Here is a 21,863-nt window from a genome sequence, read left to right on the forward strand (position 1 = left end):
TTTTCCTTTGCCTCATCAACAAAACATCAGAAAAGATCAAAAATCTGATTGACTCTGATCATATCAAGTGGAAGTGTGATCGATATGGAGACAATTTTCGGAGGCTTTCGGTGAACCAGGCAGGCGGAGTGAAGGTCGATCGTCTGGATGCAATCCGCAGCCATCTTTATGCGAACGGCTTTTCCACCATCCAGGCACTTGCCGACGCCATCGGCGCGTCGCTTGCCACGGTGCGCAGAGACCTGCAGATCCTCGAGCAGGAAGGAGCGATCGATCGCGTGCACGGCGGGGCCCGCATCGCGGAAGGCTCTTCGGTCGAGGTCGCGTTTCAGGAGCGGGAAAAACGACACCTGTCGGCCAAGCGCGCCATTGCGACTGCTGCCTATGAATTGCTGCATCCGCGCACGGCGATCTTCCTCGATGCGGGCACCACGGTGCTGCAGCTCGCGCGCCTCATCAGGATCAACCCAATACCACTCAGGATCTTCACCAATGGCCTGACCGTGGCGCAGGAATTCCTGAACATTCCGAACCTCGAAGTCGTTCTTCTCGGCGGCCAGCTGCGCAGCGAAAACGCGTCGCTCGTGGGGCCGCAGGCGGAGGCGATGATCGAGACGATCTGGTTCGACCAGCTCTTTCTCGGCGCAAGCGCCATCAGTCCCGATGGGGCGATCTATAGCGTCGACAGCGCCGAAGCGAGCCTCAATCGCCGTATGCTGGCTCGGTCGGCGAACCGCTTCGTCCTCGCCGATTCATCGAAATTCGGGACGATGGCGACCTACAAAGTAGCGCCGCTGAACACCGCAAAGGTCGTTACCGATTCCGCACTTTCGCGCCATTGGCGCGAGGAACTGGCGAATTTCGGTGTCGACGCAACGATTGCGGAGCTGGGAGCCAAGGAATGAGCGGCGAGCTGATCCTCGGTATCGATGGTGGCGGTAGCAAGGTCGTCGTTGCCGTTGCAGATCGGAGCGGCCGCATTTTGCGCAGTTCCCGCGGTCGCGGCGTCAATCCCATGGACAATCCGAACTGGCTGGAAGAGCTGGATCGGCACCTGCTCCCGTTTCGCAACGAGACGAAGTTGATGGCGGTCGCCGCGGGGCTTCCCGCCTATGGTGAGGTCGCGCGCCTGTCCGCCTCGCAGCGCGATGCGATCCAGCGCGCCTTTCCGAATGTTCGCCGCGAAGTCCTGAATGACGTCGACGCGGCCCATCTCGGCGCCTTCGCGGGCAAGCCGGGGATCCTCATTCTCTCCGGTACGGGTTCCATGGCCTGGGCGCGTAACGAGGCGGGCAAATCGGCACGAACCGGCGGCTGGGGCGATCTGATCGGCGACGAAGGCAGCAGTCACTGGATTGGGCAGCGGGCGCTCAACCTCGTCAGCCAAAGCCTGGACGGGCGCGCTCCACCGACAGCTTTGGCGTCGGCCTTGATCGACCAACTCCGCATCGATCCTGCCGATCCGATGAACGGGCTTGGCGACTGGGCGAGTTCGCTCGCAAATCCAAGGGCGGAAATTGCAGCAATTTCAGCTCTCGTGGATCGGGTAGCGAGCGGGGGTGACGAGGGAGCCGTCAGCCTGCTGGAGCAGGCAGCCGACGAACTCTCGAAACACCATCACGCGATTTCGCGGCATTGCCGGGCAGATGCCGATTGGACCTATGCCGGCGGCACGTTTTCCAGCCGGCTGCTGCTGGAAGCGCTCGGACGCAGGATCGGCAAGCCTCCGGCGCCACCGAAACTTCCCCCCATTGGCGGCGCCCTCCTGGCTGCCGCCCAACTTCTCGACTGGCCTGTGGACGAAGGCTGGTTCGGGCAAATCGCGACCACTGCCCACGGCATCGGCACGCACGCAGTTTAATCCGAGCATCAAGAAAACAATGAGGGATGGGAACATGCACAAATTAGTCTTGCGACTACTTGCTTCGGCGGCTCTGGCCATTGCCATGCCCGCCCTCGCTGACGACGCAAAGCCGCTCGCCGGCCAGTCAATCACGGTATTGATGCCGTCACCCCAGGGGCCGACCATCGCGGCAGACTTCGAAGCCGAGACCGGCATTCACGTCGACCTGCAGACGCTCTCCTGGGACGACATCCGGCCGAAGCTGGTGACGGCCCTGGTCGCAGGCACCGCGCCGGCCGACGTGACCGAATTCGACTGGTCATGGACAGGGCAGTTCAGCGCCGCCGGCTGGTTCCTGCCGCTCAACGACGTAATCGATGCCGACAGCGTCAAAGACATCGGCGTGGCGAAGATTTTCACCGTCGATGGCAAGCTTCTCGGCGTTCCCTATACGAACGACTTCCGCGTGATGCTGATCAACAAAAAGCATTTTGCCGATGCCGGCGTAGCGGAAATGCCCAAGACGCTCGACGACCTCGTCGCGGCCGCCAAGAAGATCAAGGAAAAGGGCATCACGCAATACCCGATCGGCCTGCCGCTTTCGGCAACGGAGGGCGCCTCGACGAGCTGGTATCTGTTGACGAAGGCCTTCGGCGGAGAGCTTTTCGACAAGGATTTCAACCCGCTTTTCACATCCCCCGACTCGGCTGGTTACAAGGCGCTCGCTTTCGAACTCATGCTTCTCAAGGAAGGGCTCGTCGATCCGGCATCCACCGGCCTCAAGGACAGCCAGATCAACGAAAGCATGTTCGGCCAGGGCATTACCAGTATCATGATCTCCGGCGAGCCCGGACGCCTCGGCCAGATGAACGATCCCAAACAGTCGAAAGTCGCCGGCCAGGTGGAAGCCATCCTGGTGCCGACCGCGAGCGGCGAAACGCGAAGCTTCGGCCTTCCCGAGGCGCTCGCCATTCCGAACGTCTCTCAGAACAAGGAGGCGGCAATCGCCTTCGTGAAGTGGTTCACGAGCAAGGACTTCCAGAAGAAGAATGCTGCAAACGGCTTCCTGCCGACACGCACGTCCGCGCTCTCCGAGTTGAACCAGGACGGCAAGTTGAACAGCGGCGATGTTCTGGTGGCGCAGTCCAAGACCGTGGAGCCGCTTTTCCCGCAGGGCACCCCGCCTTGGTATCCGCAGTTCTCGAGTGGCGTGAACACTGCGATCAACAGCGCAGCCAAGGGCCAGATGAGCGTCGACCAAGCCGTGGAGGCGATCGCTGCCGCTGCCAAGCAGGCGATGGCGCAATGACCGCCTTCGCATCTGAAGGCCTGTCAAGCAAGCGTGGGGTCGGCTTCAACGCCGACACCACCCTCGGGCTTCTGCTGATCTCCCCGATCGTGATCACGATGGTGGCGCTCGTCTTCTATCCGATGGGCCGAACGGTCTGGGACAGTCTGCACAGGGTCAATCCCATGCAGGCCGGCACGCCCTTCGTCGGTCTGGAAAATTACGCGAGGATGCTCTCCGACGGCCAGCTCGCGACGACCTGGAGCAACACGCTCATGTATGTCGTCCTGGCGGTTATCGCGGAAACTGTCTTCGGCGTGCTTGCGGCGGCGCTCATCAACCAGATCAAGATCGGGCGCCAATGGGTTCTTGCCGCGGTGATACTGCCTTGGGCGCTGCCTGGGGTCGTGAATTCCGTCATCTGGCTTTGGATTTATCAACCCGGCGCCGGCCTGCTGAACGGCATTCTTTCCGCACTCGGACTTCCATTCGAAAATCACGTCTGGTTCAACGATCGCACCAGCGCGATCATTGCCGTGACGATCGTACACGTCTGGCGGATGATGCCGCTGACGATCGTGATCGTTCTGGCTGCAATGCAGAGCATCCCTGCGCATCTCTATGAGGCCGCGCGCATCGATGGCGCCACGCGCTTCCAGATGTTCGGCCTGGTGACACTGCCCCTGGTTCGAAGCGCAATCGCCGTGGCGATGACGAACGCAACGGTAAATGCCTTCAACCTCTTTGATGAAGCCTGGGTCCTGGCTGGAGCCAGCCTCGAGACAAGGCCGGTGCTCGTCCAGATCTACCTGGAAACGTTCCAGAACCTTCGCTTTTCCTACGGGATGGCGCTGTCGGTGGTGATCACGCTCGTCTCCCTGCTGATCTCGCTCGTCTACGTCCTTCGCGTATACCGCAACACACGGTTCGACTGATGAAAGCCACCCTAACCTATCGACTGATGATCTGGGCCGGCGTCCTGGTGCTGCTGATCTGGTCCCTCGGACCAATCTACTGGACCATCGCGAGCTCGGTCACGCCGAGCGAAGACTTCTCGGTCCGACCCATCAACTTCTTCCCGCAGCACTTCACGCTGGATCATTATTCGCGACTGTTCGGCATCGACATTGCCCGAATCGGAGGGGTCGAAGTCTTCAAGCAGTTTCGCGCTGCCTTGCTGAACAGCGTTGTCACCGCGGTCGCCGCCACGCTGCTCTGCGTTGCGATATCTGCGCTCGGAGCCTACGCCTTCACCCGGCTTCAGTTCCCCGGCAGGAAGGCGATCTTCGTTGCCGTCGTCGCGACGCTCGCCATTCCCGCCTACGCGGTCCTGATCCCGCTCTACCAGATCATGATCAAGCTGCACCTCGTCGATACCTATGTCGGCATCGCGCTGATCTACGTCTCGGCGTTTCTGCCGCTCTCGCTCTGGCTGTTGCGGAGCGTCTTCGAAGCTCTTCCGATCGCGCTCGAGGAAGCGGCGCAGCTCGATGGCGCAGGCAGGCTTTACATCTTCTTCAACATCGTCTTGCCGCTCGCCGGACCGGGGCTGACGGCGGCAGCGATCCTGACCTTCCTGGGCGCCTGGGGACAGTATCTTGTCCCACTGATCTTTTCACCGCAGGCGACGAAGCCGTTAACGGTGCTCATACCTGAATTTGTGACGAAGAACTTCATCGACTACGGGCTGATTACGGCCAGCGGCTCGATCGCGATCGTCATCCCCGCCCTCGTCGTCATTTTTCTCAACCGTTATCTCGTCAGCGGCCTGCTGGCTGGTTCGGTTAAATAATCGGAGACTTCATGAATACGACCGAAAAGGTTATTTTCGAGCAATTTCCCTATTGGGAGAAAGCCATCGGTGCAAATCCGGCCGATAGCGGTTCCAGGTTACTGGTCTTCGTAGGCTGCGGCACGTCCTACAATCTCGCGCTCTCGCTTGTAGCCTACTCCAACCTCGCCGGGCGAAAGGCAATTGCGGTGCCCGGCGCCGAATGGGAAAGACGGCCTTCGGCATTCTGGCCCGACTGGCGCGACACCCATGTCGTGGCGCTGTCGCGTAGCGGTGAGACAACAGAGACAGTCGCTGCCGCAAAAGCAAGCCGGGCCGCCGGCGCATTCGTCACTGCCGTGACGGTCGAGCCGGAAAGCTCTCTTGCGAGGAATTGCGATCGGATGATTTCTGCCGAGACCCATTCTGACGAAGGTATCGTCATGACGGTGTCGGCGAGCCTGATGGTCCTTCTTGGCCTGCAGATGATCGGGCAGCATGTGCCGAGCTCCGTTGTCGGCGCCGCCCGCAAGCTCGCCGGCGCTCTCGATCGTGTGCTTCCCGCCATGATCGCCGATCGGACGCATTTCGTATTTCTCGGCGGAGGTCCGTTGTTCGGCATCGCTCTGGAAGGAGCGCTGAAGCTCATGGAAATGAGCCAGATCATGACGCAAGCCTTCCACCCCCTGGAATACCGTCATGGACCGATCAGCCTTGTCGACGAAAAAACCGCTGTCGTGATGCTCTACAGCTCGGACCAGCGGGAGGCCGAGACGAAGCTGGTCGGCGAATTGAGAGACAAGGGTGCGGTCGTCATCGGCCTCGGCGGTCCGGGCGACGTCGAGCTCGCCGTGGATGTCGATCTGTCGCTTACAGGTCTGGTCGTCCTGCCGGCGCTGCAAGTCCTTGGCGAACGCGCCGCTCAGGCCCGGCAGATCGATACGGTTTCTCCCCGTCACCTGACCAAGGTCGTGAAGCTGGCATGACTGCGATCGAAGAGAACCGCCAGACCGCTTTGCAGAAGCTTCTGGGCACGGGAAAACTTGCCCTTCCACGCGGCATCACCTCGGTCTGCTCCGCGCATCCGCTGGTCATCGAGGCCGCACTCCGGCGCGCAGCCGCAGAAGACCGGCCTGTCCTCGTCGAAGCCACCTGCAATCAGGTCAATCAAGAAGGCGGGTATACCGGGATGACGCCGGCGGACTTTCGCCGCTTCATCGAGGACATCGCCGCGGCCGTTGGCTTTCCTGCCGAGCGCATCATCCTGGGTGGCGATCATCTCGGCCCGAACCCATGGAGGAAGCTGCCGGCCGATGAGGCGATGGTGCGCGCGTCCGCCATGGTCGCGGCCTATGTCGAGGCTGGATTTGAGAAGATCCACCTGGACACGTCGATGGGCTGCGCGGGCGAACCGGCTGCACTGGAGGACGAAGTGACGGCCGCCCGCGCCGCACTTCTGGCAAAGGCTGCCGAAGAGGCCGCTCACCGCGCCGGCCGGCGGCCGCCCGTCTATATCATCGGGACAGAGGTGCCGCCTCCCGGCGGTGCAACCCACGCACTTCAGGAAATCGACATCACGAGGGCCGATGCGGCGCTGAAGACCCTGGCTGTCCACAGGGTGTCCTTTGCCGAAGCCGGTTTGGCTTCCGCCATGGAGCGGGTGATCGGCATGGTGGTCCAGCCGGGAGTCGAGTTCGGCAATACGAACGTGGCGCTCTACCAGCCCGACAGAGCGATCGGCCTCATCCGGTCGCTGGAGGAAATGCCCGGACTGATTTTCGAAGCGCATTCCACAGACTACCAGCCGTCCAGTGCCTTGTCGGCTCTGATCGACGGCGGCTTCGCCATCCTCAAAGTGGGGCCTGGGCTGACGTTCGCGCTTCGCGAGGCGCTCTACGGTCTCGATGCGATCGCCGGCGTGCTTGCCGGAACGACGGCGCAAACTACCGGACTGGCCGCTGCCATGGAAGCAATCATGGTGGAGCAACCGGCGCACTGGGCAGGTCACTACAGCGGCAGCCCCGAAGAAGAGCGCCTGCAGCGGCATTTCAGCTATAGCGATCGTATCCGCTATTACTGGCCTAATCCAAGGGCCTCCGCGGCAGTGGACGAACTGTTCAGCCGGCTCCCCGGAGACATCCCCGAGTCATTGATCAGCCAGTATCTGGCAAGACTATACCCCGACGTGGTGTCAAAGCGGATCGCTCCCAACGCCCGCGAACTTTGCCTTGCGGCCATCGACGCGGCTCTGGCTCCCTACTCTGCCGCGACAGCAATGCAATAAGCAATCCTGCGGCCGCTTCCACGAAGGGCTGCCCGTCGAACTGCGAACATCAGCCGGAGAAAATCATGGCGTCAGTAAGTGTGGCGAACGCCCGTAAGAGCTACGGTCACTTCGAAGTCCTGCATGGGGTCAATATCGATATCGAGGACGGCGAGTTCGTCATCCTCGTCGGCCCGTCCGGATGCGGGAAATCGACATTGTTGCGGATGATCGCCGGGCTGGAAGAGATTTCCGACGGCAGGATCTCGATCGGCAGCAAGGTAGTGAACAATGTTGCGCCGAAGGAGCGCGACATCGCCATGGTCTTCCAATCCTACGCGCTCTACCCGCACCTGACGGTCGAGGCCAATATGGGTTTTTCTCTGAAGCTGGCTAAGGCGCCCAGAGAGCAGACCAAGCAGCGTGTTCGCGAGGCGGCCCAGATTCTCGGGCTCGAGCATCTGCTCGAAAGATATCCGAGGAACCTCTCGGGCGGCCAGCGCCAGCGTGTGGCGATGGGCCGTGCGATCGTGCGCAATCCGCAGGTCTTCCTGTTCGACGAGCCGCTGTCCAATCTGGACGCGAAGCTGCGCGTTCAGATGCGCTCCGAAATCAAACAGCTGCACCAGCGGCTGAAGACAACAACCATCTATGTCACACACGATCAGATCGAGGCGATGACGATGGCCGATCGCATCGTCGTGATGCGAGACGGATTCGTGGAGCAGATAGGCTCCCCCTTGGACCTCTATGACGAACCGGCCAACCTGTTCGTGGCAGGTTTCATCGGATCTCCGGGCATGAATCTCATTCGCGGTCAGGTCAGCGCATCGGGACCTCTTGAATTCCTCGCCGATGGTGGCGGGAGGCTGCCTCTGCCCCAAGGCGCAGCGTTGACGCGCGGCGTCGAAATCATTTACGGCATCCGGCCTGAGCATATGACGATCGGACAAGGCCCTGTGACGGCAGAGGTCGTCCTTGTCGAGCCGACCGGAGCCGAGATCCAGATCACTGCCAAGCTAGGCGCCGATACCCTTGTCGCGACGGTGAGGGAGCGCCTCGAACTGCGCGCCGGCGACCAAGTGGTCCTTGCGCCTGACCTCGGCAAGCTGCATCTATTCGACGCCAAGACTGAACGGCGGTTGATGCCGCTCTGATCGTCTGAGCGACCGGCAGCAGATCCCTGGGGATAATTGGTTGACTGATATCGCGATCTGAGTGCTACGCAGGTCAAATATGCGATTAACAATGCGATCGGAGAGCTTGTTGGCAGCAAAGATGTCCGGGAATTCAAGGCAGTCATCGATCGGGAAAGGGCAGAGATGGGCCTGTTCATCTGCCTCAATGAATCAACTCGCGACATGAGCACTAAGGCTGCTGCTTTCGGTCTTGTACAGACCGCGCACGGCCATCTCCCAAAGCTGCAGATCGTGTCGACAGCCGAGTGGTTCCCGGGGAAAGCGCCCTCACCTGCCGTCCTTGGGTCACATATCCCGCGAATTCTTCGAGCCCGAGAAGCGCGTGAAGCAGAAGAAGGGGTCGGCTCCCCGATCCCAACGCACCTGAATTTACATTCAGCTTTCCGGGAACCAAAGCTGACAACACCGTCGTCCATTTCAATGGCTATGAAAGCCGAAAGCCTCTCAAAGTGAAGGCTGGCGCGGGATAATGCTTCCGAGTTGTGCGTGTCGCTCAGGATTAGTGACGCCATTTGGCGACGCGTAAAGATGCGCCAGGAGAACTGGCGAGCGGGCTGGGGCAGAGTTTCGTCACCGGATGGCCTCAATCTGCACAAGTGCCAAGGATCGGTGTCATCAGCCGCACATGCTTATCGATGCGCTCGAGAACTTTCTCCGGAACGACTGTGCGTTCCGGCAGTGGCCACCAAAGTTCGTTCACGCGCTCTACCGTGTCGGCCACAGCCTTGAGTACGGCCGCTTCCGGCAAGCGCGCACGATTGGAGAAAGCTTTCCAGCGCTGCACATTCAAAGCTTTGAAGGAGCGCTCGCCGGCGAGTGACAGAGCCATGGCATCCGCAGGGATGTAAGGGATTGTCGAGAGCACGTCGTAGACAGGCGCGAGTTGCGGTCTGTCGCCGGCCCCGCGGTAGATCAATGACCAGTTCTTCAGGTGCATGTCGCCATTGCCGGTTATGGCAGCGAGAGCCAGTCGGCGGGCGAAATCGAGCGCCGCGGTGGGCGAAACGGCGACATTCAAAGCTGCGGCGATATCATGATAGGCAGCTCCTTCGTACTTCCGCGAAGGATAGACGCCGAACACCTGCGCGAAATCCTCGATATGGATCCGCTCACCATTTGCGCCACGATCGAAACGTCTGACGAGCAGGACTTTTCCATCCGACAGCGTCTCGAATTCCGTTGGAATGCCTTCGAACTCCGACTGCTCAACAAGCTCGCGTTCCGGAACCTCCATACCGATTGCTTCAGCCAGTGCCAGATTGGCATATTCATTTTCCGACACGCCAGGAAACGAGGTCGATGGAAACTTGGCTATGTAGGATCCCTGCTCGTCGCCGAGCGGCAATGTCAGTCCACCGCCCTTCCCCGTATTCTTGATAACCGAAAGCTTCATCTGGACGCCAGCGAGCGAAAAACGTGCTTTGGGCTTGGGAGCAGACAAGTTGTCGAGACGCACAAGCGTTCTCCCGCTCGGGACGACGCGGACTGCACCAGGCAGATCCGACCCGAGAGCGACGAGCAGGTCGAAATCGTTTCCCACACGAACGCTTCCCGCATGGTGTTTTTCCATCGCCTCGCGCAACTTGTCTTCGGGGAGCAGATTGGCAAAGAATGCCGGCAAGGCTCTGGCCACGGGTTTCGGGTCCTTGCGTAAGCCGCCAGTGGCTGCACGAAAAGACAGGCTGAGCACCGGAAAGCCGCCGGTTGCGCGATAACTGTCCTCGAAGCTGAAGGCGTTGAAATCGCCGGGTGTCCTCACGATCGTGCCGATCTTCACATCGTTCAGCAGCACCTTGAGCGACGAGATGGATCTCGGATCGGAAGTAGCCTCAGACATTCTCATCCCCGTCTGGATGCGCTATGAATGCAGGGAGATCGTCGAAATCGTCCTGCGGCCGCAGCAGCGCGCCAACGGCAGGAACCATCGACTGCGGTATGAGCATCAATTCGAGCCCGAGAGCGCGGCCGATGTTGATCAGTGTCGTCGTGCGCGCGGCACTGCTTCCGGCTTCTATCTCCCGATAGCGGGGACGCGATATGCCCGCCATGTCGGCAACCTGCTCCTGGGTCAATTGCCGGCCTTTTCGAGTAGCCTTCAGCAATTGCCCAATTTCCAACAGAGCATCTGACTCAGACCGCGCCATGCTACCTTCCCAAACGTTCTCCTCAGAGCCGTGTAACTATCTCAGACATTCTCAGCTCGGTCAACACAAAAGATACTAATACGGATCATTGCGCATAAATTGATCCGTTTATGTATCATTCACGTTGTTTTTTCCGAATGGCCGCGCCAAAGTTGGCAAGTCGTACTGATCATACATGCTTTGTTAAAGCCGCTCCCTATTCCCGCTCGCGCTCGACACTGTTGCCAGAGAGAAACGGTCCAAGGCTGAGACGTAACGACGTAACTGGGCGGCGCCCCATTGCGCACGAGTGTAGCGGATCACCGAACGTAGATCCGATTCCGCCTCCGCCGTCAGAATGTAGGTCGTCAAGCACGATCCTCGGCAATCTCCTCGGCGAGGATCTCACCTACAGTTTTAGTCGATAGCTTTCCGGCGAGCCCGTCAGTGATGCGCGCGTTCACAACGTCTTCAACTCCTCCCAGGTTCGTTCTCCGTCTGCGTCACCTGGAAAAAGGCGCTCGAGCGCATACTGCTTGATAGTCTTGCCCTGCAAAGCGGCGAGCGCCTTTAGGCTTTGATGTTGTTGGTCCGTTATGTCGATCGTCAATCGGCTCATTGAAAAGGTGCTCCCGAGCTGAGAAGACCCACATTAGCGATATGTGGGTATGTGGCCACTGCAGCGATGCTCACGTCTCCGCCGAAATCCTCGAGATCGCCAGCCGCACGGATGACCGCCTGGCCTTTCCCCAAGGCGTACCAACTGCGACAATTTTGGGTTCGGAGGGGCGGCCGGGCAGCCGCTGGCGTGCCGCCGCTCCGGATTTATTGCACTACTACGACGACGAGCGGGGCTTTCCCGTCGATGTCGTCGACCGCCGCTTGTTCTAAAACCTTAAGCTCAACAAGGCGCCTAGGTTGATCGGCGGGAACATGGCGGCGCTGAAAGGCGCGAGGTAAAAGCACGAGAGGTGAGCGCCGTCGGCGCAGGTACGGCGGCGCAGCTGCACAGGCTCTACGGAGATTGCACCAGCTTTACCGTGCCGAGATAGCTTCTCGGTTGCCGGTCGATCAGCGCTAATCAGGTTCGCCTCGCCCGCCGTTTCAGTCGGAGCGGAAATAGGCAACGCCCCGGCGCAACCTTATCGGTCGAGCCGCTTTCTCTCTTTTGTTCGCGTCCCGGTGAGATCAGCCGGGCAAGAAGTTTCCAAGGAGACGCCATCGATCCGACCTCGCGCTTGATCCGGAAAGTAGGCAGTGAGTGTTAGCTTCAGCCACAGCGTTCATCGTTGCCAAATTGCATGTCTCGATGAGCATGGAAAAACGGTCGGCGGTTCACCCAGCTGCTTTATCAATCGAGCTTGAGCCGTTTGCGCAGATCGGCATTTTCAGCGCGAAGTTTTTCAGCCAGAAGCTTGCGTAGCCGCCGATTTTCCTCTTCCAACTGCAAAAGGTCTGCCATCCCATCGATCTCGGTCATAGGCGCGGCCGTCTCTGCCTTCACGGCCTTTGCAGCACGGCGCACAGATCCGCGTTTGACGCTCGCCGCAGCTTCGATCACCTTCGCCTTGCGCCCTCTCCTCTTCACACCGCCGGCACCAGCCAGAGCAGCCGCTGGCTCTGCCGTAGTGCCAGCTGACGCGGCCTCAAGTGCCGCGGCTTTCTTGGCGCGGGGTTTTCGCTGTTTCTTGGGCGCAATAGGCGTTTCGCCAACGGTCGGTCCATCGGCATTGGTCATCGTAGCCGTCTCGTTGGCCATGATTATCTCCTGTCTATCTGATGCTGTTGTCGACGCCGCGAGAGGCGGTGTCAACAACGGATTGGCCTGATCGGCTTTTGGTAAAGACATGTCGTCGGATTTGCCACTTTGAGAGCTAGCCGACAGAAAAGACATTGCCTCTTCCTCCAGGTCTCGAGCGGCGGACTTTAAATCCACGTTGCCCCAGATCGAGTTTGACCTGGGATCGAGTTTTCGCCTGCCGCTTTTGTACTCGACGGCAAAACTGCGTTGCACTTTTTTCAATATAGGAGGCCTTGGAGAATTTACGGGATGGTTTGGTGATGTGCTGGTCCATCACGAATAGCGCCAACCGGACTGCCAGTCTATACCACCTCACATCCGATCCACCGCAGCATCTCTGGGGTAGGAATATGTGGCGAATTCAATAGGGGACGCTATACGCTCAAAGCTCCTAAAAGGAAGCCGCGGCCATTAGTTCGTCCCGAGACATTTTTTCTAAAAGGTTCCCGACGATCCATTATGCGATCTTTTTGGCCTAATACGTGAACTCCATAGGAACAAGCCGGACTCTGGCCTGCACAGCTCTCGCCGTGCCAGAACCGTTGATCGCGCTCTTCCAGTGTCAGTGGCGTAAACGGTATGGAATTGCGCGGCGCACATTCGGCGCCGAGGAAGCCGGATGGCGGCCGCCCCTTGGCCAATTGCGCTCACCGCCGCAATTACATAGCTGGCAGCAGCGTAACTTCATTTCGCCCAAGATCGACCTGAACAATAAATTCTGGTGGGTCGGTCACGGTATTTGGATCAGATGCTCCCTCAACAGCGAACGTCACAAGATACTGGTCGACAGCAAGATGACGAGCGGAGATGGGTTCCTCGAATAGAAGCCCTTTTTCGGTCGCGCCGGCAACCAGCCCAGACATCGCGTCAAATTTCGTATGGCACTCGTATGTCCGGCATTTCACGAGGGAAATCCTTCGTGTTTCGGGTGATCAGCAACATCGAGTGAACATTGGCCGTTGCCCAGATGATGGCATCTGGAAGCTTGATACGATGAAGTTGTCGCAGAGAAACTGCTCGTTCGGCTATGGCGTTATCGACAGCGATGACTGCAAAGCCGGCCAGGAAAGCGCGCGTTCCGATTGCCACCTCAGGCTTGGCACCGACGAGAACCTCCATCCAGGTAGTAATGCTAATCGCCTTTTCGCGATATCTCCTCAGTTCGTCTCGCGCTTGTGGAACTGCGTTGAGATAATCGATCAAGACATTAGTGTCGAACAGAGACTTTACCATTCGCTGCGCATGTTTTCCTGATAGGCCAAACCATCGATCTTTCGATCGCCCCAGAGCCCGAACGCTTCTGCTTCGACACCGGCATTGTTTCTTGCCAGAAAGTCATTGATCGCCTTTCGGATCAGCGCTGCTCTCGACATTTTTTCCCGCTGTGCCAGCCGGTCCAGCGCTTTGACTTCTGGGTCGCCGATATCTACCAACGTTCTCAAGAGATAAGCTCCGATATATGATATCGGCAGTATATATCATCGCTCATCGGAATCTTCAATGATTCACTAGGTCGTAAGCGACGGAACCCTGCATCATTTCGCCAACAGGCCCGGTGTTGGAAGTGGCTGGATCCTGTAGATCATCCTATTTGGCTCTACGCCAAGAGTGGCTGGGTGGATGAACCCTTCACAACGAAAGGCTAGCGGGCGGATTTCGACCTGCTGATCATCGTCAACAACGGGAAGCTCTGCGAGTCCGCCGAGTATTGGTATAAGGCTGCCGACCGTCTGAGGACGGTGGTCGTCGGAGTTTTTCAGCAGCTTATTGATGTGCGACTTGGGAAGCTGCTGCCATCAATTCTTCGGGACTCGGCGCCCGGCATATATTCTGCCCTTCCTCTTCGGCTTCTGTGAAACTCCATCGCACAGTGCCTTCCCGATCAAGCAGGAACTCCCCGATAAGCGGCATGTGACCGGCAATCATAATCTGCCGGTCGGCCGCCGTAATTTCATACCAGTCCTTTTTCTCAAGAAAGTCGCCCGCCGCAGCCGGGTTCATCGGCACGGGCAACTCACCCGGCAGATCGATCCGCATTGCCATGACCGCGTCCATACCGAGCTTGTGCGGCCATTCGGTTTCATTCTCCGTGAACTCGACGATGGGTAGACCAAAGGCGCGATGCGAACCCCCCTCCGGGTCGGATGCGCTAAGAAGGTCGGGTAGCGGATGGTAACGGAAGTAGAGCCGCGCCCGCTCGACCGGCGTCTTGACCACGGCGAGACATTCGATGCCTTTCTCCTTCAGGGCCGTGTTGAGTTGCGCCATCGCCGAGACATGACGCCGGCAGAACGGACAGTGCAGGCCTCGAAACAAACCGATCAGTAACGGGCTGCGGCCTCGAAAATCATCGAGCGCGATCTTGCCTTCGCGCGAGATCGCGTCGAATACAACATTCGGTGCCCGGTCACCCGGCTGCAGCGGGCGGTCGACACTACTCGGGGACATGAACAACCTCCTCGCCTGGGATCAGCAAAAAAGCAGCACACCCAGCGCTCCGGGGCTCGAGTCCCTGGTGGGAGCAAACTCCCTACGCCCGGGCAAAGTAGCTTTCGGCCACATTGCCGACGTCGAGATTGAGCCTTGCAAGGCTATCATAGCACGGAAAAGCGTCTGCGGGCGAACATTCAGGCTGGTCAGCAATCCGCAGCGTGCTATGTCCTCTGCGAGATCTTCGGATGGCACGTCCAACACTGAGCGTGATTTTCTCCTGTACCATGTCATTTCTCCGTGACGGGCCGGCGGGAACTCTATCCAGCTTCTAAACACCCGTCGGAAAATCCCCCTCCTCTACCTCTTCCGCGTGCTCGCCTGGAAACATCTCAGATGATGCCAACACGCCCGAGTATTTTCGAAGTCGCGAGTTCTTCTGGTGGAGTTGCTGGCGAGAATGGCGTCTGGCGCGGCAGAAGAGCTCGCAAAGTTCGAGGCACCTTAGGTCTCATTTTGATCGACGACGTCGCTCCGCTGGTTTCCGGCGTGTCTTTGTTTAGAAGGTCGTGGCAAAAAGATCGTCAAGGTGTTGACCGTGCGGAAGGTCTCTCACCGAAAAAGATAGGCCGAAAGGTGGATGCCATCCCATCGACAAAGGTGCCGTGGTACTAGGACCGGAGACCGGTCACGCGGTTTGGCGCAGCTGAAAGGATTCGGACCGCAGGTCACTACCGCGAAATACCTGAGTGCTTGGCAAGCAGCACGTTTTTCTGCTTCGCAACTATGGCCAGTTCCCTTCGATCCATTATGCGATCTTCCTGGCCTAAAACGCGAACTCTATGGCAACAAGCCGGTCGCTGGACTCGAGAGCTCTGGCCGTGCCAGCGATGTCCTCAACGCGCTGCATAGGCAGCGGGCGCCTTCCTCGATCTTCCCAGAAAGAATACGAACGCGGCGAAAAAATACCAGTATGGCACGCGTCGTCTTCCCTCTCATTGAAAACTGTCAGAAACTTGCATATATTTCTGACAGGAGACATGCCATGCAAAAGCTGACATCGCAAATCATGGGACATGCTGAACGACTGCCGGAAGGATCCGCGCTTTCGGCAAAGAGCTTTCTGCACCTCGGAAATCGTCCCGCCCTGGACCAGGCTCTGTCGCGCCTGGCCGAGCGTGGCGAGCTCGTCCGGGCGGGCCGTGGTATCTATATGCGGCCCGTCAAAAGTCGCTTTGGCAGCCGGCCGCCGACGGTCGAACAGGCCGTAGAGGCGGTGGCGCAGCAACGCGGTGAGGTCATCGTCTCGAATGGCGCCGCCGCGGCAAATGCCTTGGGCCTGACCACCCAGGTCCCGGTCCGCTCCGTCTACCTGACATCCGGCCGCAGTCGGACGATGAACCTTGGACAGCAGACGGTCGAGCTCAGGCATGTGCCTCGCTGGCAACTGGCCTTGGCCGATCGGCCCGCCGGCGTGGCGGTCCGTGCGCTCGCCTGGCTTGGGCCCGAGAAGGCCGATGAAGCACTGTCGCGGATCAAGCGAAAGCTGCCGCCAGACGCGTTCGGCGAGCTGGTGGCGGCGGCACCGCAGTTCCCGACCTGGCTTGCAAGAAGCGTGGGAAAGGCTGCGCATGGCTGATCAGTTCCTGACTTTGTCAAAGGATGACCGACGCGAAGCCTTGGCCGTGGCGGCCGATCGCACCGGACGGCCCATTCATCTGCTCGAAAAGGATGTCTGGGTCGTCTGGACGCTGCAGACGCTCTTTTCGTCCAAGCTCGGCGAGCACCTCGTCTTCAAGGGCGGCACTTCGCTTTCGAAAGCCTACGGCGTCATCAAAAGGTTCTCCGAGGACGTCGACCTGACCTATGATATCCGCGCCCTGGCGCCGGACTTAGTTGGCGACAATGATGAGGCGCTGCCGAAAACCCGCAGTGAGGAGAAGCGCTGGACCAGCGAAGTGCGAAAGCGGCTTCCGGTCTGGGTCTCGGACTCGGTGGAGCCGGTGATCGGCGGCGCGCTGCGCGATCAATCTCTTCCGGCGACAATTCGCATCGAGGATGACACGCTCTATCTGGACTATGACGCGGTGAGCAGCGGATCCGGCTATGTGGCCCCGAGCGTCATGCTCGAATTCGGGGCCCGATCCACCGGCGAGCCAGCCAGTATTCGCGATGTCGACTGCGACGCCGCGGGTCAGGTCGATGGTGTCGAATTTCCGAAAGCGAGTCCTCGCGTCATGCACGCGGAGCGGACGTTCTGGGAGAAAGCGACCGCAATCCATGTCTTCTGCCTGCAGGAACGTCTCCGCGGTGATCGGTTTGCGCGCCACTGGCATGATGTCGTCCGGCTGGACGATGCTGGTTTGGCCGACAAAGCATTCGCGGATCGGCAGCTTGCCAATGCGGTGGCCAAACACAAATCCATGTTCTTTGCGGAAAAGGCGGCGGACCGCTCGCCCATCGACTACCCCGCAGCCGTCAACGGCGATCTGGTCTTAACGCCATCCGGAGAAGGTCTGCGCGCGCTCGGCCAAGATTACGCGCGTATGGTCGACGACGGTCTGCTGCTCGGCGATTCCGAGCCGTTCGAGCACCTATTCGAGCGATGCACGCAGATTCAGGCACGCGCCAACAAAGCCGATACGCCGAAATAGCCGCTTGCAATTTGAGGGAACAGAACCGTCCACCCCGAAACTTTCAGTGCCCTCTGGCATAAGAGGTATTTATGGAACCCACGCCCCTATCCGCCTGATTGGCGGCATACCGTGTGTCTATTTGCTCAAGACCCGACGCGAGAACCTCTTTTGCGCGAGGACCGGTGCGCAGCCTTCTTCGCATCTATGACCACGCCGGCGGCTTAGGCGCGCTGGTTGCGACAAGCTCGTCCGCCGCCCAAGCCGCGACCGCGTCGATAAAGGCGCGCACTTGAGGCGGCAAGAACGCGCGCTCGGGGTAGACGAGGGCGATCTGCATTTCGGCGCCAACGACGCCGGCAAGCACCTGCACGAGCGCGCCGCTTGCGAGGTGCGGCGACACGAGACCACGCGGCAGAAGCGCGATGCCCAGCCCGCTTACGGCGGCGTCGCACAACAGGGCGATGTCGTTCGCGAAGAACGCGCCGTCCACCTGGAGCTTGCCGCCAGAGATCAGTGGCCAGTGGGTCTCCGGCAGCTCGCCGCGTGCAAAGCCAAGAAGGCAGCGGTGGGTCCGCAGATCGCGTTGCGTACGCGGCGTGCCGCGATCGGCCAGATAGGCGGGCGCCGCGACAGCGATCATCGGGTCACGGAAAAGCGTGCGCGCGATAAGGCCGGGCTGGAGTTGGCTGCTGGCACGTAGCGCGACGTCATAGCCGCCGTGGAGAATATCAACGAGCTGGTTTGCGGTGTGAACATGGACGCGCAGCTCGGGGTAGAGCCTCGCAAATTCGCAAAGCATCGCATGGAAGCTTCCGCTCACCATCGGCGGCACCGACACGCGTAGATCGCCGCGCACGACATCGTCGGTCATCCGCACGCTCTGTTCCGCGAGCCGCACCGCCTCAAGCGCGATGCAGGCCTGCCGATAGAACAGCTCCCCGATATCCGTGAGGACAAGGCTGCGCGTGGTGCGGCGCAGCAGCCGCGCGCCCAGACGCTCCTCGAGGCGAGCGAGACGGCGGCTCACGGTCGCGCGCGGAACGCGCAGCTCGGCGGCGGCACGAGAGAGGGACTTGGCGTCGACCGTCTTGGTGAAGGCAACGAGTTCGGCGGTCTCCACGGGATCGCTCATATGAATCAAATCCTGGCAAATGATGTCAACTGTTGAAGCATTGTTACGAATTTCAATCCGCCGCAAGATGGTGCCGCAGATGATCGACAGGCCGTTTCCGCATCAGTGCGGCACGCCTCAAGCTGAAAGTGAAAGAGCTACAGATGGTATCCAACGAAAAGAAGCTGATCGCCGTGTTCGGCGCCACGGGAAACCAGGGCGGCGGCGTTGTGCGAGCCTTGAAGACGAGCGGCCAGTTCAATGTGCGCGCGCTCTCGCGCGATCCGGGCAAGTACAACGGCGTCGCAGACGAAGTCGTCGCGGCAGATCTGGACCGGCCGGAGACGCTTGCAGCGGCCCTCGACGGCGCGCACGGCGTCTTTCTCGTCACCAACTTCTGGCAAGACGGCACCGGCGAGATCAAGCAGGCGACAGCGGCAATTCAGGCCGCGAAAGCTGCAGGCGTCAACCATCTCATCTGGTCGACCCTTCCAAACGTCGAGGCGATCAGCGATGGCAAGTTCAACGTTCCCCAGTTCACTGGGAAGGCTAAGGTTGACTCGTTTGTGAAGAATGCTGGATTTCCACGACATACCTTTGTCATACCGCCCGCCTACTATCAGAACTTCGCGGGGCCATACGGTCCGCGAGCGCAGCAGGATGGAAGGTTGGGCTGGACGCTGCCTATCGATCCGACGGTACGTTGCCTTCACGCTGGTGACATCAACGAACTGGGCAACATCGTGGCTGGTGCATTCGCACATCCGGAAGAAACTGGCAACGGCGCATATCTGCCGCTGGTCGGCGCCTTCCTGAGCTTCAATGAACTCGTAGACACGTTGAATGAGTTGGGCCACAAGGTCTCGTTCACCCAGGTTCCTCGGGAGGTATATGCAGGCTTCTTCCCGGGGGCTGACGCGTTAGGTGATACACTGGCCTACTACGAGACCTACACCTATCTTGGACCCGGCTCACACGACGACCAGATCGCGCGCGCGAACATGGTAGCAGGCAAGACGCCGACGACATTTGCGTCATGGGCTCGGGACAACTTCCAGCTCGGAGCAGCGTCCGCAGCTTGAACATAACGACTTTCAAAACCACGAAAACGGTGCACGCGGCGAATGCCTCACCCGCTCGTCGCGAGCGCGATTCGATCATGCCTGTGCTGAGTATCTCTCTAGATTCCGCCTTAAGAGATCAAGCAGAGCATCCCTCTCCGGATCACGAACTGCTTTCATCCAGGCAACTGCCAACGGCAGTTTCTGCGTAGGCTGGTCGGCCCCTTCTTCCACTGGCAGAAAGCGGACGCCGGCTGAAGCAAGCGATGATGTCCATCTTGGGACGACGGCGAGACCCAGCCCCGCCGCCACCATACTGACGATCGTTTGTTTTTCGTCCGCGACCTGGGCGATGCGTGGGTGCAGGCCTACCGCCGCGAACAGCTTCAGCGTCAGATCATAGCTGTGAGGTCTGGACCGTCTGTTCGGTACGATCAGCGGCGCATTCGCCAGATCAATAAGAGAGACGCTCTTACGGTCGGCGAGTGCGTGCGCGGCCGGCACCGCCACGACGGCCGTTTCGAAAAAAAGGTCCTCAACCGCAATGCCACGGTTTACGCCTGAGTGCGGCCTGATGAACGCCAGGTCCAGCCCGCCGGCCAAGAGCTTCGGCACCAGCCGAACGGATTTGTCCTCCATCAGCTGCGTCTTGACGTCGGGCGCGATTGTCCGAAAGTCCTGGATCAGCGTGGGCAGGAGGCCGGCGGCCGCGCTGTCGATTGCGCCTATGCGCAAGACATGACTGCGTCGACGCGGATTGGCGCGAAACCGTTGTTCAAGCTCATCCAGCCGGACCAGAAGCGGTCTGACCTCTTCTAGGAGAGCGACCCCGTCCTCGGTTAGCGAGACGCTTCGGGTTGTGCGGTACAGCAACTGGCTTCCCACTGACTCTTCGAGCAAGCGGACGTGGCGTCCGAGCGATGCGGGAAGCAGCCCTAGTCTTTGAGCCGCCCGACCGAAATGAAGCTCCTCGGCAACAGCGATGAAGCAGCGCAGTTGTTCAAGCTCCATGTGCGTCTCCCATTATATCGCTAATTTATATAATTTTTTTGTGATTGAGCCAACCGGACGCCCGGCCCTACGCTTTATTAGCGCGGAAAGCTTTGTGCGGTGAATGGAGTAGATTGATGCGTGAACATTCTATTGCAGCCATCCCGGCGGATGGCATCGGACCCGAGGTCATTGCTGCCGGACAAACGGTGCTCGCACGTCTGGGAGAACGCATCGGTGACGTGAAGTTCGCCATCGAACATTTCGACTGGGGTTCCGAATATTACAAAAGGCACGGCGCAATGATGCCGTCGGACGGCCTTGAGCGGTTGAAGAAATTCGACGCGATTTATTTCGGCGCTGTCGGCGCGCCGGATGTACCCGACCATATCACTTTATGGGGGCTCAGGCTGCCGATCTGCCAGGGCTTCGACCAATATGCCAATGTCCGACCGACCAAGATTCTTCCGGGGATCACCCCTCCCCTGCGCAACTGCGGCGTCGGCGATCTCGACTGGGTGATCGTCCGCGAGAATTCCGAAGGTGAATATTCCGGCAATGGCGGCCGTGCCCATCGAGGCCTGCCAGAAGAAGTTGGAACCGAAGTCGCTATCTTCACGCGCGTCGGCGTCACCCGCATCATGCGCTATGCGTTCAAGCTGGCGCAGGCGCGGCCGCGCAAACTGCTGACGGTCGTCACCAAATCTAACGCTCAGCGCCACGGCATGGTCTTGTGGGACGAGATCGCCGCCGAGGTGGCCGAGGAATTTCCCGATGTGACCTGGGACAAGATGCTGGTCGATGCCATGACCGTTAGGATGACGCTGAAGCCGAACAGCCTCGATACCATCGTTGCGACCAATCTGCATGCCGACATTCTCTCCGACCTCGCTGGTGCGCTCGCCGGCAGCATCGGGGTCGCGCCAACGGCCAATATCGATCCGCAACGCCGGTTCCCCTCAATGTTCGAGCCGATCCACGGCTCAGCCTTCGACATCGCTGGCAAAGGCATTGCCAACCCTGTCGCCTCCTTTTGGACTGCAGTCCAGATGCTCGAGCATCTCGGCGAGGAGGACGCAGCGGGGCGCCTGATGCGCGCGGTCGAAGCGGTCACCGGCGCCGGCATCCTCACCCCGGATGTGGGCGGAACGGCCACCACCAAGGAAGTCACTGATGCGGTTTGCGACGCGATCCACTCCTCCAACGTCTAAAGGCGGAACGAACGTGACCTGGGACGATCAGGAGACGCTGCCATCGCCAGCGCCGCTCCCCCTGATCGTCCCGCAGCATCTGTCACTTCCAGCAGAGGGCATCGCATCGTCGGTGGCGCCGGAAAGGGCGCCGATG

At 59.8% G+C, this 21,863-nt stretch carries 21 protein-coding genes and 4 pseudogenes; 13 read left to right on the top strand and 12 right to left on the bottom strand.

Going from position 1 to position 21,863, the window contains the following annotated elements; translation table 11 throughout:
• Positions 1-110: 110 nt before the first annotated feature.
• The 8 genes from ATY76_RS12995 (at position 111) to ugpC (ending at position 8,322) form a co-directional block, all read left to right on the top strand.
• Positions 111-905: a DeoR/GlpR family DNA-binding transcription regulator gene (locus ATY76_RS12995; protein WP_088675158.1), complete on the top strand. Its 795-nt coding sequence runs from the start codon at positions 111-113 to the stop codon at positions 903-905.
• A complete protein-coding gene (locus ATY76_RS13000; RefSeq protein WP_088675159.1) occupies positions 902-1,861 on the top strand; it encodes a BadF/BadG/BcrA/BcrD ATPase family protein in 960 nt (319 codons plus the stop codon). Before ATY76_RS12995 ends, ATY76_RS13000 begins: the two co-directional genes overlap by 4 nt.
• Positions 1,862-1,895: 34 nt before the next feature.
• Positions 1,896-3,152 carry a sugar ABC transporter substrate-binding protein gene (locus tag ATY76_RS13005; protein WP_088675160.1) on the top strand — a complete coding sequence of 419 codons (1,257 nt, stop codon included), beginning with the start codon at positions 1,896-1,898 and terminating at the stop codon, positions 3,150-3,152.
• Positions 3,149-4,066: a sugar ABC transporter permease gene (locus ATY76_RS13010; protein ID WP_088675161.1), complete on the top strand. Its 918-nt coding sequence runs from the start codon at positions 3,149-3,151 to the stop codon at positions 4,064-4,066. The genes ATY76_RS13005 and ATY76_RS13010 overlap by 4 nt, the downstream gene beginning before the upstream one ends.
• Entirely contained in the window at positions 4,066-4,923 is an 858-nt protein-coding gene (locus tag ATY76_RS13015) for a carbohydrate ABC transporter permease (RefSeq protein ID WP_088675162.1), read from the top strand. The genes ATY76_RS13010 and ATY76_RS13015 overlap by 1 nt, the downstream gene beginning before the upstream one ends.
• A gap of 11 nt (positions 4,924-4,934) precedes the next feature.
• On the top strand, positions 4,935-5,888 hold the full coding sequence (locus ATY76_RS13020) for an SIS domain-containing protein (RefSeq protein ID WP_088675163.1): 954 nt from the start codon (positions 4,935-4,937) through the stop codon (positions 5,886-5,888).
• Positions 5,885-7,186: a D-tagatose-bisphosphate aldolase, class II, non-catalytic subunit gene (locus ATY76_RS13025; RefSeq protein ID WP_088675164.1), complete on the top strand. Its 1,302-nt coding sequence runs from the start codon at positions 5,885-5,887 to the stop codon at positions 7,184-7,186. Before ATY76_RS13020 ends, ATY76_RS13025 begins: the two co-directional genes overlap by 4 nt.
• 65 nt (positions 7,187-7,251) lie before the next feature.
• Entirely contained in the window at positions 7,252-8,322 is a 1,071-nt protein-coding gene (gene ugpC / locus ATY76_RS13030; RefSeq protein ID WP_088675165.1) for a sn-glycerol-3-phosphate ABC transporter ATP-binding protein UgpC, read from the top strand.
• A 625-nt stretch (positions 8,323-8,947) separates the two neighbouring features.
• Here ugpC and ATY76_RS13035 read toward each other — a convergent pair.
• The 9 genes and pseudogenes from ATY76_RS13035 to ATY76_RS13080 form a co-directional block, all read right to left on the bottom strand.
• Positions 8,948-10,201, bottom strand: a complete 1,254-nt coding sequence (locus ATY76_RS13035; RefSeq protein WP_088675166.1) for a HipA domain-containing protein — start codon at positions 10,199-10,201, stop codon at positions 8,948-8,950.
• The gene (locus tag ATY76_RS13040) at positions 10,194-10,508 is read right to left on the bottom strand and encodes a helix-turn-helix domain-containing protein (RefSeq protein ID WP_088675167.1); all 315 of its coding nucleotides are present in this window, start codon (positions 10,506-10,508) and stop codon (positions 10,194-10,196) included. Before ATY76_RS13040 ends, ATY76_RS13035 begins: the two co-directional genes overlap by 8 nt.
• A 210-nt stretch (positions 10,509-10,718) precedes the next feature.
• Positions 10,719-10,859 (bottom strand): annotated as a pseudogene (locus tag ATY76_RS34160) (type II toxin-antitoxin system RelE/ParE family toxin); the annotation flags it as partial.
• A pseudogene (locus tag ATY76_RS34460) lies at positions 10,856-11,106 on the bottom strand (antitoxin). The pseudogenes ATY76_RS34160 and ATY76_RS34460, both read right to left, overlap by 4 nt.
• Positions 11,107-11,494: 388 nt before the next feature.
• Positions 11,495-11,709 (bottom strand): annotated as a pseudogene (locus ATY76_RS34170) (hypothetical protein); the annotation flags it as partial.
• A gap of 129 nt (positions 11,710-11,838) precedes the next feature.
• A complete protein-coding gene (locus ATY76_RS13065) occupies positions 11,839-12,510 on the bottom strand; it encodes a transcriptional regulator (RefSeq protein ID WP_088675169.1) in 672 nt (223 codons plus the stop codon).
• A gap of 437 nt (positions 12,511-12,947) precedes the next feature.
• The gene (locus ATY76_RS13070) at positions 12,948-13,151 is read right to left on the bottom strand and encodes a hypothetical protein (protein WP_088675170.1); all 204 of its coding nucleotides are present in this window, start codon (positions 13,149-13,151) and stop codon (positions 12,948-12,950) included.
• Positions 13,152-13,155: 4 nt separating this feature from the next.
• On the bottom strand, positions 13,156-13,521 hold the full coding sequence (locus ATY76_RS13075) for a type II toxin-antitoxin system VapC family toxin (protein WP_088675171.1): 366 nt from the start codon (positions 13,519-13,521) through the stop codon (positions 13,156-13,158).
• Positions 13,515-13,730 (bottom strand): CopG family transcriptional regulator, encoded by a 216-nt coding sequence (locus tag ATY76_RS13080; protein ID WP_040112718.1) that lies wholly within the window; start codon positions 13,728-13,730, stop codon positions 13,515-13,517. Before ATY76_RS13080 ends, ATY76_RS13075 begins: the two co-directional genes overlap by 7 nt.
• A 156-nt stretch (positions 13,731-13,886) precedes the next feature.
• On the opposite strand from ATY76_RS13080, the pseudogene ATY76_RS34175 reads away from it, so the two are divergent.
• Positions 13,887-14,021: pseudogene (locus ATY76_RS34175) on the top strand (nucleotidyltransferase); the annotation flags it as partial.
• A 31-nt stretch (positions 14,022-14,052) separates the two neighbouring features.
• Here ATY76_RS34175 and ATY76_RS13090 read toward each other — a convergent pair.
• The gene (locus ATY76_RS13090) at positions 14,053-14,736 is read right to left on the bottom strand and encodes a redoxin domain-containing protein (protein ID WP_088675172.1); all 684 of its coding nucleotides are present in this window, start codon (positions 14,734-14,736) and stop codon (positions 14,053-14,055) included.
• A 1,027-nt stretch (positions 14,737-15,763) separates the two neighbouring features.
• On the opposite strand from ATY76_RS13090, the gene ATY76_RS13095 reads away from it, so the two are divergent.
• Both ATY76_RS13095 and ATY76_RS13100 read left to right on the top strand, forming a co-directional pair.
• Positions 15,764-16,357 carry a DUF6088 family protein gene (locus tag ATY76_RS13095; RefSeq protein ID WP_088675173.1) on the top strand — a complete coding sequence of 198 codons (594 nt, stop codon included), beginning with the start codon at positions 15,764-15,766 and terminating at the stop codon, positions 16,355-16,357.
• Complete coding sequence (locus ATY76_RS13100) at positions 16,350-17,372, top strand: nucleotidyl transferase AbiEii/AbiGii toxin family protein (RefSeq protein ID WP_088675174.1); 1,023 nt, start codon at positions 16,350-16,352, stop codon at positions 17,370-17,372. Before ATY76_RS13095 ends, ATY76_RS13100 begins: the two co-directional genes overlap by 8 nt.
• A gap of 184 nt (positions 17,373-17,556) precedes the next feature.
• Here the strand turns inward: ATY76_RS13100 and ATY76_RS13105 are convergent, their stop codons facing one another.
• The gene (locus tag ATY76_RS13105) at positions 17,557-18,486 is read right to left on the bottom strand and encodes a LysR family transcriptional regulator (protein ID WP_088675175.1); all 930 of its coding nucleotides are present in this window, start codon (positions 18,484-18,486) and stop codon (positions 17,557-17,559) included.
• A gap of 143 nt (positions 18,487-18,629) precedes the next feature.
• Between ATY76_RS13105 and ATY76_RS13110 the strand changes: the two genes are divergently transcribed.
• Positions 18,630-19,547, top strand: coding sequence for an NmrA/HSCARG family protein (locus tag ATY76_RS13110; protein ID WP_088675176.1), 918 nt, complete (start codon positions 18,630-18,632; stop codon positions 19,545-19,547).
• Between the two features lie 75 nt (positions 19,548-19,622).
• On the opposite strand, the gene ATY76_RS13115 is transcribed toward ATY76_RS13110, so the two are convergent.
• Positions 19,623-20,537 carry a LysR family transcriptional regulator gene (locus ATY76_RS13115; RefSeq protein ID WP_088675177.1) on the bottom strand — a complete coding sequence of 305 codons (915 nt, stop codon included), beginning with the start codon at positions 20,535-20,537 and terminating at the stop codon, positions 19,623-19,625.
• A gap of 116 nt (positions 20,538-20,653) precedes the next feature.
• Here ATY76_RS13115 and ATY76_RS13120 point away from each other — a divergent pair, with 116 nt between their 5' ends.
• Positions 20,654-21,727 (top strand): tartrate dehydrogenase, encoded by a 1,074-nt coding sequence (locus ATY76_RS13120; RefSeq protein WP_088675178.1) that lies wholly within the window; start codon positions 20,654-20,656, stop codon positions 21,725-21,727.
• The last annotated feature ends 136 nt before the right edge of the window (positions 21,728-21,863 follow it).

Origin of the sequence: Rhizobium sp. R339, assembly GCF_002211395.1 — a bacterium.
In the GTDB taxonomy this organism is placed as follows: Bacteria; Pseudomonadota; Alphaproteobacteria; order Rhizobiales; family Rhizobiaceae; genus Rhizobium.